Below are 16,551 nucleotides of genomic sequence, written 5' to 3'. Positions count from 1 at the left end.
ATTTGCACCGCGACACGCTGGCCGTGCGTGTGGCCGTGGACAAGAGCCAATACGGCGAAAACTCCGAGGCGCTGTACCTCACCAGCAGCTTCATCCAGTCCGATGCCGAGACCGCGGTGCGCCGTTTTGCCGGCGAGGAAGAAGGATTTACCTACTCGCGTTTCACCAACCCGACGGTGACCAGCATGGAGCAGCGGCTGGCGGCACTCGAGGGCACCGAGGCCTGCGTCGGCACAGCCAGCGGCATGGCGGCGATTTTGCTGCTGTGCATGGGTTTGCTCAAGGCGGGCGATCATGTGATCTGCTCGCAGTCGGTGTTCGGCTCGACCATCAAGCTGATCGGCGGCGAGTTCGGCAAGTTCGGCGTGCAGACCACCTTCGTGTCGCAGACCGATGTGGCGCAATGGCGGGCCGCGGTCCAGCCCAACACGCGGCTGCTGTTTGCCGAGACGCCGACCAACCCGCTGACCGACGTGTGCGACATCCAGGCGCTGGCCGATGTGGCGCACGCGGCCGGAGCGCTGCTCGCCGTGGACAACTGCTTTTGCTCGCCGGCCCTGCAGCAGCCGGTGAAGTTTGGCGCCGACCTGATCATTCACTCGGGCACCAAGTACCTCGACGGCCAGGGGCGCGTGATGGCCGGCGCGGTTTGCGGATCGAAGCAGCTGATCGAAGAAAAGCTCGTGCTCGTGCTGCGCAGTGCCGGCATGACGCTGTCGGCCTTCAACGCCTGGATCGTGCTCAAGGGCATGGAAACGCTCTCCATCCGCATGCAGGCGCAAAGCGCCAGCGCGCTGGCGCTGGCCACGTGGCTCGAAGCGCAACCCGCCATCGCGCGCGTGCACTATTCGGGCCTGAAGTCGCATCCGCAGCATGCGCTGGCGATGCGCCAGCAGTCGGGGCTGGGCGGCGCCGTGGTGTCGTTCGACGTCAAGGGCGCGAGCCCCGAGGCGGCGCGCCAAAACGCCTTCCACCTGATCGACAGCACCCGCGTGTGCAGCATCACCGCCAATCTGGGCGACACCAAGACCACCATCACGCACCCGGCCAGCACCTCGCACGGTCGCCTCACTGAGGAGCAGCGCCAGGCCGCCGGCATCGGCCAGGGCCTGATCCGCGTGGCCGTGGGGCTGGAGCATATCGACGACCTGAAGGCCGACCTCGCGCGCGGGCTGGATACCTTGTCATGATGCAGAAAACCCGCACGCGCTTTGCGCCGTCGCCGACCGGCTTCATCCACCTGGGCAACATCCGCTCGGCGCTGTACCCGTGGGCGTTCGCGCGTGCCACGGGCGGCGACTTCATCCTGCGCATCGAGGACACGGACCTGGAGCGCTCGACCCAGGCCGCGGTCGACGTCATCATCGAAGGCATGCGCTGGCTCGGACTCGACTATGACGAAGGCCCGTTCTACCAGATGCAGCGCATGGACCGCTACAAGGCCGTGCTGGCCGATCTGCACGCCGCGGGGCACGTATACCCCTGCTACATGAGCGTGGCCGAACTCGATGCACTGCGTGAGCGCCAGATGGCCGCGAAAGAAAAGCCGCGCTACGACGGCACCTGGCGCCCCGCGCCGGGCAAGACGCTGCCACCCGTGCCGGCGGGCGTGCAGCCCGTGCTGCGCTTCAAGAATCCGCAGGGCGGCTCGGTGGTCTGGGATGACAAGGTCAAGGGGCGCATCGAAATCAGCAACGACGAGCTCGACGACCTTGTGATTGCACGACCCGATGGCACGCCGACCTACAACTTCTGTGTGGTGGTGGACGACATGGATATGGCCATCACGCATGTGATCCGCGGCGACGACCACGTGAACAACACGCCGCGCCAGATCAACATCTTCCGTGCCCTGGGCAAGGAGCCGCCGGTGTACGCGCATCTGCCCACCGTGCTCAACGAGCAGGGCGAAAAGATGAGCAAGCGCAATGGCGCCAAGCCCGTCACCCAGTACGCCGAGGAGGGCTACCTGCCTGATGCGATGGTGAACTACCTGGCGCGGCTGGGCTGGTCGCATGGTGACGATGAAATCTTCAGCCGCGCGCAGTTCCTGCAATGGTTCAACCTGGATCACCTGGGCAAGAGCGCGGCGCAGTTCGACGAGGCCAAGCTGCGCTGGGTCAATGCCCAGCATCTGAAGGCGATGGCCGACGATGCGCTGGCACCTTTGGTGGCCGCTGTGCTGCGCAAGCGCGGGATCACGGCCGACGACCGCCTGCCGCTGATTTGCGCGCTGTTCAAGGATCGCTGCGACACCACTGTGGCACTGGCCGATTGGGCTGCCGCTTTTTATGCCAATATCACGCCCAAACCCGAAGAAAAGGCGCAGCACGTCACCGAGGCCATCAAGCCGGCCCTGGCCTTGCTTGCTGAAAAGCTCGGAGCATGCGCGTGGGACAAGGTCTCCATCGCCGCGGCCATCAAGGAAGTGCTGGCCGCACAGGGCTTGAGAATGCCGCAACTGGCGATGCCGGTGCGGGTGCTGGTCATGGGCACGGCCCAGACGCCGTCGCTGGATGCGGTGCTGGCGTTGTGTACGCGTGAAGTTGTGATCTCCCGCCTGAACGCAATTTGATGTTGGCGCCAAATTTCAAGCTATAATTCAAGGCTCAGAAATTGACGGCGCAGGTATTGCCAGTGCCGGAAGTTCGGGGGGTATAGCTCAGCTGGGAGAGCGCTTGCATGGCATGCAAGAGGTCATCGGTTCGATCCCGTTTACCTCCACCACCAATTTTTGAGTTATGGAAATCGCGAGATTTTCGAGTTAGAGAGCGAAGTTGTTAATTCAGGTTTGCAGCGAAGTTCCCAGGTTTTGACCCTATCGTCTAGAGGCCTAGGACACTACCCTTTCACGGTAGGTACCGGGGTTCGAATCCCCGTAGGGTCGCCAAATTCATCGATTGATGAGCAAGGCACAAGTCGGTAACGGTTTGCCCGCAAGGGCAGGCGACTTGACTCGCAAGAGTGAACGTTATCTACCAGGAGTGGTAGTTCAGTTGGTTAGAATACCGGCCTGTCACGCCGGGGGTCGCGGGTTCGAGTCCCGTCCACTCCGCCAAAAAGCAAGCAAACACGGGCCCTAGCGGCCCGTGTTTCGTTTCAACCCCCGTCTGGATACCCGGCTGTGACAAGGATATCGTGAGCCGTTGTGGGCTCCTCTGGGACAACATTCCTTGCGCAGATTTTGTACGTTGGGCGGGAAAGCCGACTCGGTCAGTCGTCCGCCATGTGGGATGTCGGATCATTGTCGTGTTGCTGTCGTGTTGCCATTTCGGGTGCCTGTCGATACTAGCGGCATCGAAACGCCATCTATGGAGGAGCGCCTATGACGACCGAAGAGAAAACACAGCAATCCCGGGTTCTGACACCCGCTGAGCTGGCAGTTTTGACGCGAGTGTTCCGCGAAATGCGGCACTGGTCGCAGGAGCAGTTGGCCGACCTGTCGGGTCTGAATGTGCGAACGATCCAGCGCGTCGAGCAGGCAATGCCTGCCAGCCTGGACACGCGACGCGCCATCGCCCGGGCCTTCGAGTTTGAGGACATCGACGTATTCAGCAAGCCGTTCTCGATTCCTTCGGACGAGACCATCAAGGCGGCAAAGGAAAAATTCGATAGGGAGAACGCCACCTTGGCGGCGCAGCCACTGACGAGCGGCCGCCAGTTGGCCAAGCTGGCGGAGGCGAGCACCATGGACCTTTCAGAGCCGGCGTTCGAGATGGGGCGGGAGGCTGAGCAGGCTTTTGCGGAGCTGGTGGACTACTTCCGGGAATACCGAGATTGCGCGGACATGTACAGCGAGTCCGGCAAATTCGAGATCTACGATGCCCTGCAGGCGCACATCGATGATCTGCTCCGGCTTCAGGTGTCGTTGTGCCATGCAGAGCGCAAAGTGCAGCTCAAGTTCGACGGTGATGCGGAGGCCAAGCCGATGCCAGCCACGATTCTGTATGTGGTCGCGTTTCCGCTCGGTCAGGAACCATCTGAGTTCGCGACGCCGCGCACAGGCGGGCTCAAGCTCTGATGCAGCGGGCGGCTGATGCGTCGTAACACGCGCAGGGCGGCGGGCAAACCCGGTTAGGCGCTGGGGCTGGACCTGATCAAGCGCAGCGGCTTCCTGGGGTGCACAGCCCGGCCCAGCGGCGTAGGTGTCAGTGATCCGATCCGGATAGCCTGGACACCCGGGCCTACTGAGGTCAACGCTTTGACGCCACAGTGGCAACCATCTAAACGTTACGCCTTATTCGCTGTGCAGTAAATATTGCAAAAATCAAGAATATTCGCTAACATAGCATTATTTACTGTGCAGTAAACAACCCTTATCACCCATGATGCTTGAGTCTTCCCTGACCGAACGGCAGTTGATCGCGCGGTTCCTTGATGCTCTCCGGGAGCTGCCGAAGGTGCATGCCGACCTAGATCACTGGGAGCCTGTGGGCTCGACCGGCGATCGCGGGCATGACGCCCAGATCGACCTTCAGGTAGCGGGTAAGTCCTTCATCCTGCTGGTTGAGGCCAAGAAGGCCGTTTATCCGCGAGACGTTCGCCAGGTGATCTGGCAGTTCCGGGAGGCCAGCCACGGCCGGCCCAGGGGGCAGGGCAAAGAGCCGCTGTCACTACTGGTCGCCGAGTCCATTTCCCCGGGTGCCAAGGAACTGCTCAGAGATGAGCACGTCGGGTACTACGACAGCGGCGGCAGCATGTATTTGCCTGCGCCGGGAGCGTACTTTTACATCGACAAACCTCCGCCCAAGACCCTCGCAAAATCGGTTCGATCCCTGTTTTCCGGGCGACGCGCGCAAGTGCTTCATGCCGTGCTGGTCCAACATCAGGACTGGTTCGGCGTGAAGGAGCTGGCCCAACGGGCGATGGTGTCCCCGGCCACCGCCTCCCAGGTGCTGACGGAGCTTGAGCGTTTCGACTGGCTGGTGTCGCGCGGGCAAGGGCCGAGCAAGGAACGCCACCTTCGCGAGCCCGCAGCTTTGCTGGATGCATGGGTGAAGCAACTCGCATCGATCCGCCCCCCGAACCTTCGCCGCTACTACGTGCCGGCCACGAAAGCGGACACATTGCTGGAGCGGGTCGGCGAAGTCTTCGACGCTCATGATGCCGGATACGCGATCAGTCACGAAGCCGCAGCACAGCGCTATTCCCCATTCCTCTCCAGCGTTTCCCAGGTGCGCGCCCGGCTGCTGATCGGCTCCAACGCCGACGCTGCCATCGGTGATCTCGGCGCACGTGTGGTCAACGAAGGCGCCAACCTGGCAATTGTCGAAGCGAAGTCGCCCGGCGACTTGCTCTTTCGCGAACGAGTCGGCGGCATCTGGCTGGCCAGCCCGGTGCAGGTTTATCTCGACCTGCTTCGCGGTGAAGGCCGCTCCAAGGAAATGGCCGAGCACCTGCGTAAAGAAAGGATCGGCTTCTGATGACCAAGCCTGCGACGCTCGATGGCTACAGCGACCAGTACACGCTCGACTGCGAACGCGTCCTCGTGACGCTGCTACGCGGGCTGGGGCCATGGAAGGATTCTGTATATCTGGTCGGTGGCCTCACCCCGAGGTACCTAGTCGCCGCCCGGCCGCCGGTGGTGCCGGCGCACGCGGGCACGCTGGACGTGGACATCGTGATCGACCTGCAGATTCTGGCCGACACCGAGGCGTATCACACGCTGGAGGACAACCTCAAGAAGATGGGCTTCGAGCGTGCCGAGAACGAAAAGAAGCAAAAGCTCTCCTGGCGTTGGCAGACCCGCACCGAACACGGTGCGCTGATGGTGCTGGAACTGTTGGCCGACGCGCCGCACATCGCCGGCGGCAAGGTACAGCCGTTGCCGACCGAGGGCGCGATCTCGGCGCTGAACATTCCGCACTCGTCCATCGTCTTCGACCTCCATCAGGTCACCGAGATTCAGGCCGAATTGTTGGGCGGCAACGGCGTGGCGGCCGAGAAGGTCAAGCACGCCAACCTGGTCAGCTTCACCTGCCTGAAGGCGTTCGCATTCGACCAGCGTTTCGAACGCAAGGACGCGCACGACCTGATCTATTGCATCGAACATGCGCCCGACGGCATAGACGCCGTCGCCGAAACGTTCCGCAAGGAACGCGATGGCAAGCACGGCGCCGTGATTCAGGCGTCGTTGGCGATCCTGCATAGTCGTTTCGTGCAAGACGACAAGACGGAGGGCTATCGCAAAGATGGCCCGGTGTCCGTGGCCAAGTTCGAACTTGGCGAGAGCGACGAGCCTGAGCAGCGCGAGGCGAGGGCGTTGCGCCAGCGCCAAGTGAGCGATGTGATCGATCAGCTTCTCGGTCGGATCAGCTGATGAAAGGGAACGACATGGTTTTTCCTGCCGACATCAAGGGCTGCATGAAAGACTGCATCCTGGCTTTGTTCTGGCCACGCAAAGACATCGTTGGCTTCTTTGAAAAACACGGATGCACGAAGGCTGAAGTGGATGGCCTAAAGATCGATGGCGAGAATGGCCTCAAGCGACACGAGATCATCGACGTGCTCTTCGAGACGCTGAACGCGCGTCCTGACAACGGGCTTGGACCGTTTCGCGCCATGCTGCAGTCGCTGCTGGCCTGGTCGCACTTCGACCCATACTACTTTGACAAGCTGCGCAAGCTGGATCGTGCGGCAGCGACCAGAAATCTCGAGCACCTGAAGCAATTACAGGAAATCCGTGATGCCAGGATCAAGTCGGATCGAGAGCGGAGAGCGACCCACGAGGCGGCGCGCCAGCAGTCGACGGTCACCTTGGAAGTTCTGCGTGCTGAGTACTTGGACCTGCTGGCCAATAAGACATCGAGGCAGCAACGCGGCTACGCACTGGAGCGTATCTTGGCGGAACTTGCTAGGCTTTCAAGTCTGGAGACGACGGAAGCATTTCGCGTCCACGGCGAGCAGATCGATGGTGCGGTGAAGTTCGACGGAGAGCACTACCTGATAGAGGCCAAATGGCAGGAGAAATCGGCAAGTAATGAGCCGGTCTACCAGTTCGCTGGCAAGGTGGCCGGCAAGCTCTACGGACGCGGCTTGTTCATCTCGGTCAATGGATTCAGCGCCGAAGTGGTCCGGAGCCTGGTCATGGGCAAGGAGATTCAGACGCTTTTCGTTGACGGTGAAGATTTGATTCTCGTGCTTGAAGGGCACTTGAACTTTCGCGACATGATCGACCGCAAGGTGAAGGCGGCGCAAACCAAGGGACTCATCTACGTGCACCCGATCTCCGGTGCCGAGAAGAAAACCTAGAGCCAAAAGAACGGGAAATGCCCATGCGACTGAGCCGGATCGTTATCAAGAATTTCCGCAACTTCAAGTTGCTGGACGTTCGTCTGGGCGAACATGCCGTCGTCCTCGGAGAAAACAAAGTTGGCAAGACCAACCTGCTGTTTGCGCTGCGACTGATCCTCGATCCCTCACTTCCCGACTCGTTGCGCAAGCTGCGCCTTGATGATTTCTGGGATGGGCTGGCGCGGCCGGTGAAGGCGGAGGACGTGATTGAGGTGTCGGTCGAGTTTCGAAATTTCGAAGACGATGAAAATCTGCTGGCGGTATTGGCGGATCACCTCGTACGGCCGGACCCGATGGTGGCGCGAATCACGTATCGCTACCAACCCGTGCCTGGTATTGAAGGTGCGCCGCGCAGCGAGGCAGACTATGAGTTCATTCTGTTCGGCGGAGACCGTCCCGACAACACGGTCGGCTACGACCTGAGGCGTTGGATGCCGCTGGATCTATTTCCGGCGCTGCGCGATGCAGAATCGGACCTGGCGCGCTGGGCGCGCTCTCCGCTGCGCCCCCTACTGGACCGTGCTGCGAAGACGGTAGATACGAAAGCACTCAGCACGATCGCCGGTGAGCTTCACAAAACCACCTCAAAAATTGCTGCGTTACCTGAACTCGCAGGGGTTGTGGATCAGGTCAACAATCAGCTTACCGTCATGGTGGGAGACAAGCATGCCGTCGAAACGGCACTAGGTTTCGCGCCTACGGAGCCGGACCGCTTGCTACGCGCGCTGCAAATGATGATCGATGGCGGCAAGCGCGGCGTGGCAGAGGCTAGTCTCGGTTCCGCCAATGTGCTTTACCTCGCACTGAAGCATCTGGAACATCAATACCTGGTGGACGAGGGGGAGCGTCAACACACGTTTCTGGCGATAGAGGAACCCGAGGCCCACCTGCATCCTCATCTACAGCGGCTCATCTATCGGAACTACCTGCGAACGCGTGATGACGAGCAAGCCGGACCCGGGCCGCGCAGCATTCTGCTCACAACGCATTCGCCGAACGTGGCCAGCGTGGCGCCGCTCGCCAATGTGGTTGTCCTGCGCCAGATTGCTAGCGAAGGGCATACCGTTGGGCGCTCTCTCAAAGGCATCAAACTTGATACTAGCGACCGTGAGGACCTGGAACGCTATATCGACGTCACGCGCGGCGAACTGTTTTTCTCGAAGGGCGTCATTCTGGTGGAAGGCGATGCGGAGAAGTTTCTGCTGCCGACGCTGGCCATGCTGTATGACGAGAGTCTAGATTTTGATGCAATGGGCATCACAGTCTGCTCCATCGCCGGCACCAACTTCGCACCTTACGTCCAATTGCTGGGGCCAAAGGGGCTCGATATCCCGTTTGTGGTGCTGACGGATTACGACCCGAAGAACGAAGTGCCGAGCCAGGAAGACGCCGACCCTGATGGGGCAGGCGTTACGGACAGCTATGGCGAGAACCGGGTGGTCAATCAGATCATGCAGCATATTCTGGATGACGACGTTTGGAAGGGATGCGACTTTGCGCAGGTGATGGAGCTTGCGCCCAAACATGGTGTGTTCTTGAACGAATTCACGTTTGAGATCGATGTTTTCCGAACGGGGGCAGAGGACCAATTCCTGACAGCCATCAAGGACCTCACCACCAACAGGAAGATGCACGCGCGCTTTGCAAGTCTTGCGGCGGACCCTGATTCGCTGGAACCCTCGCAATTCCTTAAGGACATCGACTCCATCGGCAAGGGTCGAGTGGCGCAAAGGCTGGCGTCCGTACTGATAAAGGAGGACGTCGATGTATGCCCCGAGTACATCGAATCTGCGTTGGACTATCTGAAGGCCAAGCTGGGATGACGTCCACCGCTTCCCCGTACCTCAAAGCCGCGGAAGATTTTCGGGGGAACGAGGATCAATGGCGTGCGTACCAATCGACAGGGAATTGCGTCATCTTGGCCGGACCCGGCAGCGGGAAGACCAAGACTATTACCGTCAAGATCGCCCGCGTGCTTGCTGAGGATGTACACCGTCCTCGTCGACTGGCCTGCATCACCTATAGCAATGCCTGTGTCGGCGAACTGCGATCAAGGCTGAACAAGTTAGGTGTAAACGAAGGTGATCATCTCCTGCTCTCGACAGTGCACTCCTTCTGCCTGACAGAGTTGGTTCTGCCTTATGCGGCATTGGCAGGTCTCAACGTACCGGATCCCCTCCTTGTGGCTTCGCCGGCCCAGGCGCGGAAGCTCTTTGCCGATGCCAATCGCGAGCAGTTGAGGGGCAATGCGCCAAATTGGTTTCGCGTGGCTTGCGACAAGCTGCGGCGCACCGTCCCGGACAAGGGTAGTGACGAGTGGCGTGCATGGTCCGCCCGTGAGACAGCGGTGGTGGAGGCCTACGAAACATTGCTTCTGCAAAATGGCCTGATCGACTTCGATGGCCTGGTCCTTGCCGGACTGCAACTTGTTGAGAAGCACGAGTGGGTTAGACGTGCCATTCAGGCCAAGTATCCGGTGATCGTGATCGACGAATATCAGGATCTTGGCCTTCCACTGCATCGCATCGTGTTGGCATTGCTTCGGGCGGGTACCCGGGTAGTTGCAGTGGGAGACCCGGATCAATCCATCTATGGATTCACCGGCGCCAAGCCGAGCTTGTTGCGAGCGTTGGCCCGTCTCCCGAAAATGGAATCCATCAGACTCAAGCTGAACTATCGTTGCGCGGACCGCATCATCGCTGCTTCCATGGCGCTTTTGCCGGAACCCGCTGAGTTTCGTTCTCATGATGGGCGGGCGGGCGAAATCCTTATTCACCGTTTGGAGTGCAATATCCGCGAACAGGCGGACTACGCGCTTGGGACGCTGGTGCCGGCGCTCCTCGCGGCAAATCCGTCTTGGACTCACGGGGACATAGCGCTGCTGTACCGCACGCTCAACGAGGGGACACCGATTGCGCAGGCGGCGGATGCCCTCGGCTTGCGGTACTTCCGGCTTGACAATGGATCGCCGATAAAGCGTACCCGCCTGACCGAGTGGCTCACAGATGCTGCGCGGTGGTGTGCTGACGGCTGGCAGACAGGGTCGGTGCCTCTTTCGCAACTGCTCAAAGCCTGGCGACGGTTGCGTCGCTCTGTCACGCGTGAATCCGAACTGCTGGCCGCACGCAAGCAGTTGATCTCGGCCTTGTTCTCACTACGGGACGGTGCGCAGCCCCTGCATCGATGGCTCTCGGTATTGCGTCGCGAAGCGTTGGATGAACTGCTCCGAGAGGAGCCTGGTCTCGCCGATGAGGAAGACAACCTGGACGACCTGATGGAGGCGGCGGCCGCGGGCGGGCCCTTGCGGGCATTCACGGTAGAGATTTTCGGGAATCAGGGCAAGAGTCCGGACCAGATCAATCTGATGACATTACACAGCTCGAAGGGGCTGGAGTTCCAGGCCGTCATCATGGTCGGGCTGGAGAACGGTGTGTTCCCCAGCGGCTACGACAAGACCGACGAGCAGTTGGAAGAAGCAGCTCGACTTTTCTACGTTGGCGTGACGCGCGCCAAAACTCAGGTTCATCTGACTTACGACGAGGACGAATCACCTCTGATTACGTCCGTTCGGGAGGCGAGCTAATGAGCGGGTTGTCGGAAACCGTCCATGCGCTGCCAACCGATCGCGAATGGTTCTTCAACGACCCGGAAATAGCCGTGTCAATCGATCACAAGGCGGTGCGCTGATGACGGACTACTTTAGCGACCGGGAGAACGGCCCAAAGGCGCGAACCGACCAATCGATCTCACCTGCGGTTTGGGCCGGCTTGGCCGCCTCGGTGCAGGGGTTGATCAACAGCGGTGCCTTCGGACTTCGGTTCCCCGAACGATGCCCAGATGGGCAAGCTATTTGCGGGTGCGATTCCGACTCACTGGCTGCGGCTGTGGTCGCGGAGATGCCAGGCCTGGCATGGCCGCTTGAAACCACTCGTGAAGTAGCGGAGGGGCTTTTCTCTCAACGAGAGCCCTTTGCGCCGGACACGTTGTTGGTTCTTGACTTCATTGAGTTCGTGTATGCCGCCTTGGCGAAGCCAATTCCCGGCAAGTACCACGACTTCTTCAGTCACCATCACCTGAGTTTCGACCAGCAAGCCGGACAAGACGAGTTTCGGGCGACCATCAATCGCATTTTCGCGCGCAACGGCCTAGCCTTTGAGATGCTTGGGACAGGACGCATTGTTCGAGTTCTGCCGCTGGTTCTGGGTGACGAACTGAGACGAACAGCGTTCGACACCGGAGATCGTACTCTCGACAACATGCTGGACGAGTGCCGCGTGAAATTTTCTGATCGCAGTCCTCTCGTTCGACGCGAGGCGCTGGAGCGTTTGTGGGACGCGTGGGAAAGGCTCAAATCTCTTGCTGACCCTGGTGACAAGAAGCGGTCGGTCAAGATCATTCTGGACGCTGCGGCATCGGAATCGACTTTGAGGGCCAGGTTGGAAGCGGAAGCACTGGAGCTGACCTCCATCGGTAACAGCTATCTGATTCGCCATTCCGAGGTTTCCCAAGTGCCTGTCATCGATGTGGACCAGATCGATTACCTGTTTTATCGTCTGTTCGCGATGATCCAGTTGATGCTGAGGAAGAAGGAGTGAGCATGAGTGGCCGTAGCCCACACCGTGATGCGATGCGCATACTCTTCATTTTGACCGCGGGCGGCGTGCCGCTGAGCGATCCAGACGACGCGACAGTCGCCAAAATCTTTAGAGGCGAAGCGCGATTGCATGCCTTCGATTTTTGGATGCGCAACCCAGACTACCTAGCAAGTGAGCTGTTGGACTCTTTTGAAACGACCGGCAATGCTGGCCACCGCCTCGCCGCCGAGGCGATATTCGAAAGCGACGAGCCGGATCTGCGGCGCATCCCGATGATTCGCTACCTGTTTGGGGCGTATGAACGACTCGATGATGCGCTGTCATTGCTACGATCGCGCGACCTCGTGCGGATCACGGGGACCAAGGGAAAAATAAAGGTTCACGAAACCGACTTCGTCCTTACGGTCCAGGGAGTTGGAGTGTGTTCGACGGCCGTTAGTCAGGAGCCTGTTCTCGGGTGGTATGCAGATCGGGCAGCATTGGTCGCAGACATTGCGGGCACTCGTGGTGGTGGTGCCCTGAAAGAAAAGCAATACGAGCAAGCGACTTACGCCGAGACTCAGCTTGGCGGAATCATTCCACCAATCGGACCGCAGGTGCAGAAGAGACTTGCTCAACTCAAGCAAACTGCCTAAAGGAGGGGACATGGCAAAAGAGAGCATGGAATGGCTGGAGGCCATCGCAAGCAAGGCGAACGTCGACGTGGCTCGTGTTGAGCAGGTTTTGACAGCGCGACATATAGTTCCAACGCCAGTACTACCGGCTCCGCGAAGGCTGAAACTCTTGAGCATTTCCTTCGGTGGCGTGAAACGCGAGGTAGTGGACGAAGGCTCTTATACGTTCGAATGGAAGGAGCTCAGCGAAGGGTTGTGGGGGATGATGACTGATCGCAATCTGCGCGGTAAGTCGTCAATCATCGAGGTTGTACGCTGGCTGATGAGGGGAAGGCCATCGCCGAATCTGCAGGATGACGTGAGAGCCTGGATACATAACGCCTGCCTGCGCCTCGATCTGGATGGCCTTGAGTATCAGGTTCAGGTGGATTGTCGGGATGGGGCCAAAGGAGCGCTGAGCCGGCGAACATCGGCAACAGCCAACGCCACGGTAATCGCCACGTTCAGCAGCGAGAAGCAGTTTGAGATGGTGATGTCCGACTTCTTTTTGCGAGCGTTCTCTATGGAGAGCATCGCAACCTGGCGAGAAAGTGATTCGGAAGACAAGAGCGGCCAAACCGTCGTGCATGGCTGGCCAGCTCTGTCCGGCGCGATGTTCATTGGCACCAACTATGACGTCGTGCTGGGCGATCTGCCCTTCACCACGGGAACGCAGGCACGGCTCATGCAGATGTATCTCGGTGTGCCTTGGGTCTCCACCCATGCGTCGGCTCTGGCGGCACAGAAATTGGTCGATTCTGGCAACAACCTAGAGGCCCGTCGGCGAGGTCAATCTGCGCGTGCGAAACAGACGCGTGTCGGTGAAATTGAGGCACAGCTCTCCGAGAAGCGAGCAAGCCTGGCTGCGCTTCCTTCGGACGAGGCTATTCAAGTCGAACTCTCGCTGCTCAGTGGCAAGTATGCAGAAGCAAAGCGTCGTGAGAAGGCGATGCAAGAGCGGGCATCTCGGGAAGCGGCTGCTGAGCAGCAAGCAAGTGCAGCCTATCTGCAGGATCGCAGGGAGCTTCAGGCGCACAAGGACTCCACAGCTGCTGGGTCAATCTTCCGCATGCTTGACCCGACATGCTGCCCGCGTTGCGATCATGAAATCGACAAGGAGAGAAAGAAGAAGGAGACACTGAGCCATTCGTGTTCAGTGTGTGGCGAGAGCATCGCGAGCAGCGAAGACGCCGACCTCCTGAAAGCGGGGCTTGAGTCAAGCGTTAAGGCATCGAAGGCGGCCTTCGACAAAGCCGAGAAGAATCGAAAGCAGGCCGAAGAGAGCCTTTTGACATTGCAGACGGACTTGGAAGGCATCCAATCCAAGACTCAAGAATTGACGGAGCAGCTGGGGGCGTTCGATGCCCGAAAGCTGCTGCTGAACGAAGTTGCAATGCTTGAAGGGCGTCTGGAAGAAGCCAGGTTCGACCCTGGCTTCAGTGAAGCGGCGGATGATGAGCCAACAGTACTGAAGGCAATCGTTAGTGAGACCGAGTCGCGATCCAAAGCAGTTCGCGACGAATTCCTCGAGGAGGTGTCAACCAGCCTCCTGCACTATGCCCAGAGCTTTGGAATGCACAGCCTGTCGAAGGCGCAGCTTCGTGGAAATGCGAACCTCTTGCTCGTAAAGGGAGGCGCCGACACTTCTTTTAGCAAGGTGACGAAGGGTGAGCGCCTGCGTCTCAAGGTCGCTACGGTGCTTGCCATGATTCAGGTGGGTGAGCGCCGCGGCATTGGAAGACATCCCGGTCTGATCATGATTGATTCACCCGCTGCCCAGGAAGTTGCTCCAGAAGATCTCCGCGGTCTACTTTCAGGCCTGAAGGTGGTGAGAGAAGAACTTCCACACCTTCAGATATTCGTTGCAGGCATCACTTCCACGGCAATGAGCGAATTCATCCCTCCCAACTGTCGCAAGGAAGCCTCCGATGGAGGTTATCTGTGGTGAGCGATCTTGCAGATGCCCAGTTACACCCGCTGGAGAAAGCTCTGCAGGCGTTGTTGGTCCAAGGCAAAACACCGCGTGTAGATGATCTTGGTGGGCTTGATGCAATTGCCAAGGCCGCCTCGTCGCTGGCGACGTCGCCGCTGGCGGGCGAGATTCTGTTGGCGCTGCTCCGCACGCCGAGCGAAGCTCTTGGGGATGATGCGCATCTGTGGAAGGAAACCATTGGGTGTCTGGTGCGCGGGGCGACTAACGACATCGTACTGATCGAGATGGTCGATGCCACTGTTGCCTGTGGGGAGTTGCGGGAGACTGCTGTTGAAGATGTTTTCATGGCCTTTCTACACAAGGCGACCGACTTGTCAGGGCGCATCTCAGGGTACGCTCGTGCGATCGCTCTCGACGGTGCCTTCCGCTTGGCTGCGTCCACTCGCCGGATGCAGTTTCGCCTCCTTGACGTCCTGCTTGGTATCAAGGCGTCCGACGAACCGATTTTTCTCCGCTACGCAGCGAAGATTATGGGTGTCGCGCATTCGCACTGGCGGGAGGGAGAACTGCTTGGCATCCTGCAAGGCCTTGCAGAATGTGAGGAGGCCGCATATGACGCAAGCTTTGAAATGGGGATGGCGGGGTTGACCTCCGCGCTGGATGAGTCTCGTCGAGACGTAGCGGACTCCCTATTCAGAGACGCGTTACTCTGGTTCAAGAAGGCCGAGGCAACGCGAGAGACTGCGCCAGAGGCCGTGCTCTATGGTGAATGCCTTGATCTGCTGACGGACTTCGAGGCGCACAAGAGCAAGCTCGAACTGAATCGACGCAGCGCTTTAATTCACAAGGCCGCCTTTGAATTGCTCGCTTGGCATACGGATGCCAGTGCGCCAGCTTGGCTTGGTGCACGCCACCTGCAAGCTGCTTGCTGGAACGATCTCGCGAACACCTTGGCATCCCTTGCCGAAAGTCTAGACGAAGTTAGCTGGTGGGAACCCAAGGTCGTCATCGAGAGTCAAGTTTTAGCCGCGTACAGTGCGGGACGAACGATCCTCAAGCGAAATCGCGACGGGCACCTCGAGACTTTGGTCCGGCCAAGAATAGAGTCCTCTATCAGCGGACGCGAAGGGCAGGCCTATCTTTTGAAGCGCTGGCTCGTGCAGAACCGCGAGCACGAATTGGTTCCGGAGGCCAATGCCATCCTAGAGGGCATCGAACGCGCTATACCGAATCGCGCCGAAATCTCGCGGAACCCCATTGAGGCAGCCGCCGTTTGGGCGCCGGTTGCTGCCGTACTCTCACAAGCCCGCTGCAGTGAAGATACTGAACGGAGAGTAAGGGAGGTCATCGCCAACGCATTCGCTTCGAGTATGGAGAATCTGAGCGGGGCAGAGATTGATATCTTTGACCATTGCCGATCGGCAGTTGAGAGCCATCCAGATCACCGTGACAACATTCGTGGCGCCAAGTTGTTCGACACCGTACTGCTATGGACGGTAAGGTTTCTGAAGAACCGACTTGAAGTGACCAGAAAGGATGATCCTTCAGTGGCCTATCTCTTTGAAACCACGGATGGCACGGTGCCGCCGGAAAGCGCCCTGCAGGAGGACTACTTTCGTTGGTTGTCCACCCAAGCTGCTGCCGGAGAGATCGAGGCAACGAATCTTGGCGGCGGTCGCGCGGACGTGGCGCTCAAAACGACTGGTGAGCGGATCGTAGTTGAGGTCAAGCGCGAAACGCAGGACGCATCGTTCGACTTCTTGGCGAAAAGCTACGCGGGGCAAACCACCGATTATCAGAACGTCAGTATCCGACTGGGGTTCCTGCTGGTACTTGACCTAACCGAGGCGAAGCGCCAAGGCACCCCGCATATTCGATCCCTTGTGGAGTGTCGCTCCGTGCTCAGGAAAGACGAGGCGGAACCGCGGCATGTCGTCGTCGTGAAGGTGCCGGGGCGGAGATACCTGCCCAGTGCGATCAGTGCGAGTGCAAAGGGCGCGACGGACTCTGCCGCGCCAGCACGAAAGATTGCAAGGAAACAAAAAAAATAGGCCGGTGGATTTTCGCCACTAGTCGA

Annotated in this window: 12 protein-coding genes and 3 tRNA genes; all 15 read left to right on the top strand. The window is 59.4% G+C overall.

Features of this window, described 5'->3' with window-relative positions; translation table 11 throughout:
- The first annotated feature begins 2 nt into the window (after positions 1–2).
- The 15 genes from EUB48_RS16825 to EUB48_RS16755 all read left to right on the top strand — a co-directional run bounded on the left by EUB48_RS16825 (position 3) and on the right by EUB48_RS16755 (position 16,525).
- A complete protein-coding gene (locus tag EUB48_RS16825; RefSeq protein ID WP_142820197.1) occupies positions 3–1,190 on the top strand; it encodes an O-succinylhomoserine sulfhydrylase in 1,188 nt (395 codons plus the stop codon).
- Positions 1,187–2,575, top strand: a complete 1,389-nt coding sequence (gltX, locus tag EUB48_RS16820) for a glutamate--tRNA ligase (RefSeq protein ID WP_142820196.1) — start codon at positions 1,187–1,189, stop codon at positions 2,573–2,575. Before EUB48_RS16825 ends, gltX begins: the two co-directional genes overlap by 4 nt.
- Positions 2,576–2,651: 76 nt before the next feature.
- Positions 2,652–2,727 (top strand) — tRNA-Ala (locus tag EUB48_RS16815).
- A gap of 87 nt (positions 2,728–2,814) precedes the next feature.
- A tRNA-Glu gene (locus tag EUB48_RS16810) sits at positions 2,815–2,890 on the top strand.
- 91 nt (positions 2,891–2,981) lie between these two features.
- Positions 2,982–3,058 (top strand) — tRNA-Asp (locus EUB48_RS16805).
- 267 nt (positions 3,059–3,325) lie between these two features.
- Entirely contained in the window at positions 3,326–4,021 is a 696-nt protein-coding gene (locus EUB48_RS16800; RefSeq protein WP_142820195.1) for a helix-turn-helix transcriptional regulator, read from the top strand.
- 304 nt (positions 4,022–4,325) lie between these two features.
- Positions 4,326–5,423: a hypothetical protein gene (locus EUB48_RS16795; protein ID WP_244618250.1), complete on the top strand. Its 1,098-nt coding sequence runs from the start codon at positions 4,326–4,328 to the stop codon at positions 5,421–5,423.
- Positions 5,423–6,319, top strand: a complete 897-nt coding sequence (locus tag EUB48_RS16790) for a nucleotidyl transferase AbiEii/AbiGii toxin family protein (RefSeq protein WP_142820193.1) — start codon at positions 5,423–5,425, stop codon at positions 6,317–6,319. The genes EUB48_RS16795 and EUB48_RS16790 overlap by 1 nt, the downstream gene beginning before the upstream one ends.
- Positions 6,319–7,251, top strand: a complete 933-nt coding sequence (locus EUB48_RS16785) for a restriction endonuclease (RefSeq protein ID WP_210411651.1) — start codon at positions 6,319–6,321, stop codon at positions 7,249–7,251. Before EUB48_RS16790 ends, EUB48_RS16785 begins: the two co-directional genes overlap by 1 nt.
- Before the next feature lie 23 nt (positions 7,252–7,274).
- Positions 7,275–9,116, top strand: coding sequence for an ATP-dependent nuclease (locus tag EUB48_RS16780; RefSeq protein ID WP_142820192.1), 1,842 nt, complete (start codon positions 7,275–7,277; stop codon positions 9,114–9,116).
- Positions 9,113–10,876, top strand: a complete 1,764-nt coding sequence (locus tag EUB48_RS16775; RefSeq protein ID WP_142820191.1) for an ATP-dependent helicase — start codon at positions 9,113–9,115, stop codon at positions 10,874–10,876. Before EUB48_RS16780 ends, EUB48_RS16775 begins: the two co-directional genes overlap by 4 nt.
- Positions 10,877–10,979: 103 nt before the next feature.
- On the top strand, positions 10,980–11,888 hold the full coding sequence (locus EUB48_RS16770) for an AbiJ-NTD4 domain-containing protein (RefSeq protein WP_142820190.1): 909 nt from the start codon (positions 10,980–10,982) through the stop codon (positions 11,886–11,888).
- Positions 11,889–11,890: 2 nt separating this feature from the next.
- Complete coding sequence (locus tag EUB48_RS16765) at positions 11,891–12,523, top strand: hypothetical protein (RefSeq protein WP_142820189.1); 633 nt, start codon at positions 11,891–11,893, stop codon at positions 12,521–12,523.
- A gap of 10 nt (positions 12,524–12,533) precedes the next feature.
- Positions 12,534–14,489, top strand: coding sequence for a coiled-coil domain-containing protein (locus tag EUB48_RS16760; protein ID WP_142820188.1), 1,956 nt, complete (start codon positions 12,534–12,536; stop codon positions 14,487–14,489).
- Positions 14,486–16,525 carry a hypothetical protein gene (locus tag EUB48_RS16755; RefSeq protein WP_142820187.1) on the top strand — a complete coding sequence of 680 codons (2,040 nt, stop codon included), beginning with the start codon at positions 14,486–14,488 and terminating at the stop codon, positions 16,523–16,525. Before EUB48_RS16760 ends, EUB48_RS16755 begins: the two co-directional genes overlap by 4 nt.
- The last annotated feature ends 26 nt before the right edge of the window (positions 16,526–16,551 follow it).

Origin of the sequence: Rhodoferax sediminis, assembly GCF_006970865.1 — a bacterium.
Lineage (GTDB): Bacteria > Pseudomonadota > Gammaproteobacteria > Burkholderiales > Burkholderiaceae_C > Rhodoferax_A > Rhodoferax_A sediminis.
Note: the sequence above shows the minus strand (reverse complement) of the source record. Positions and strands in the feature narration are given on the sequence as shown.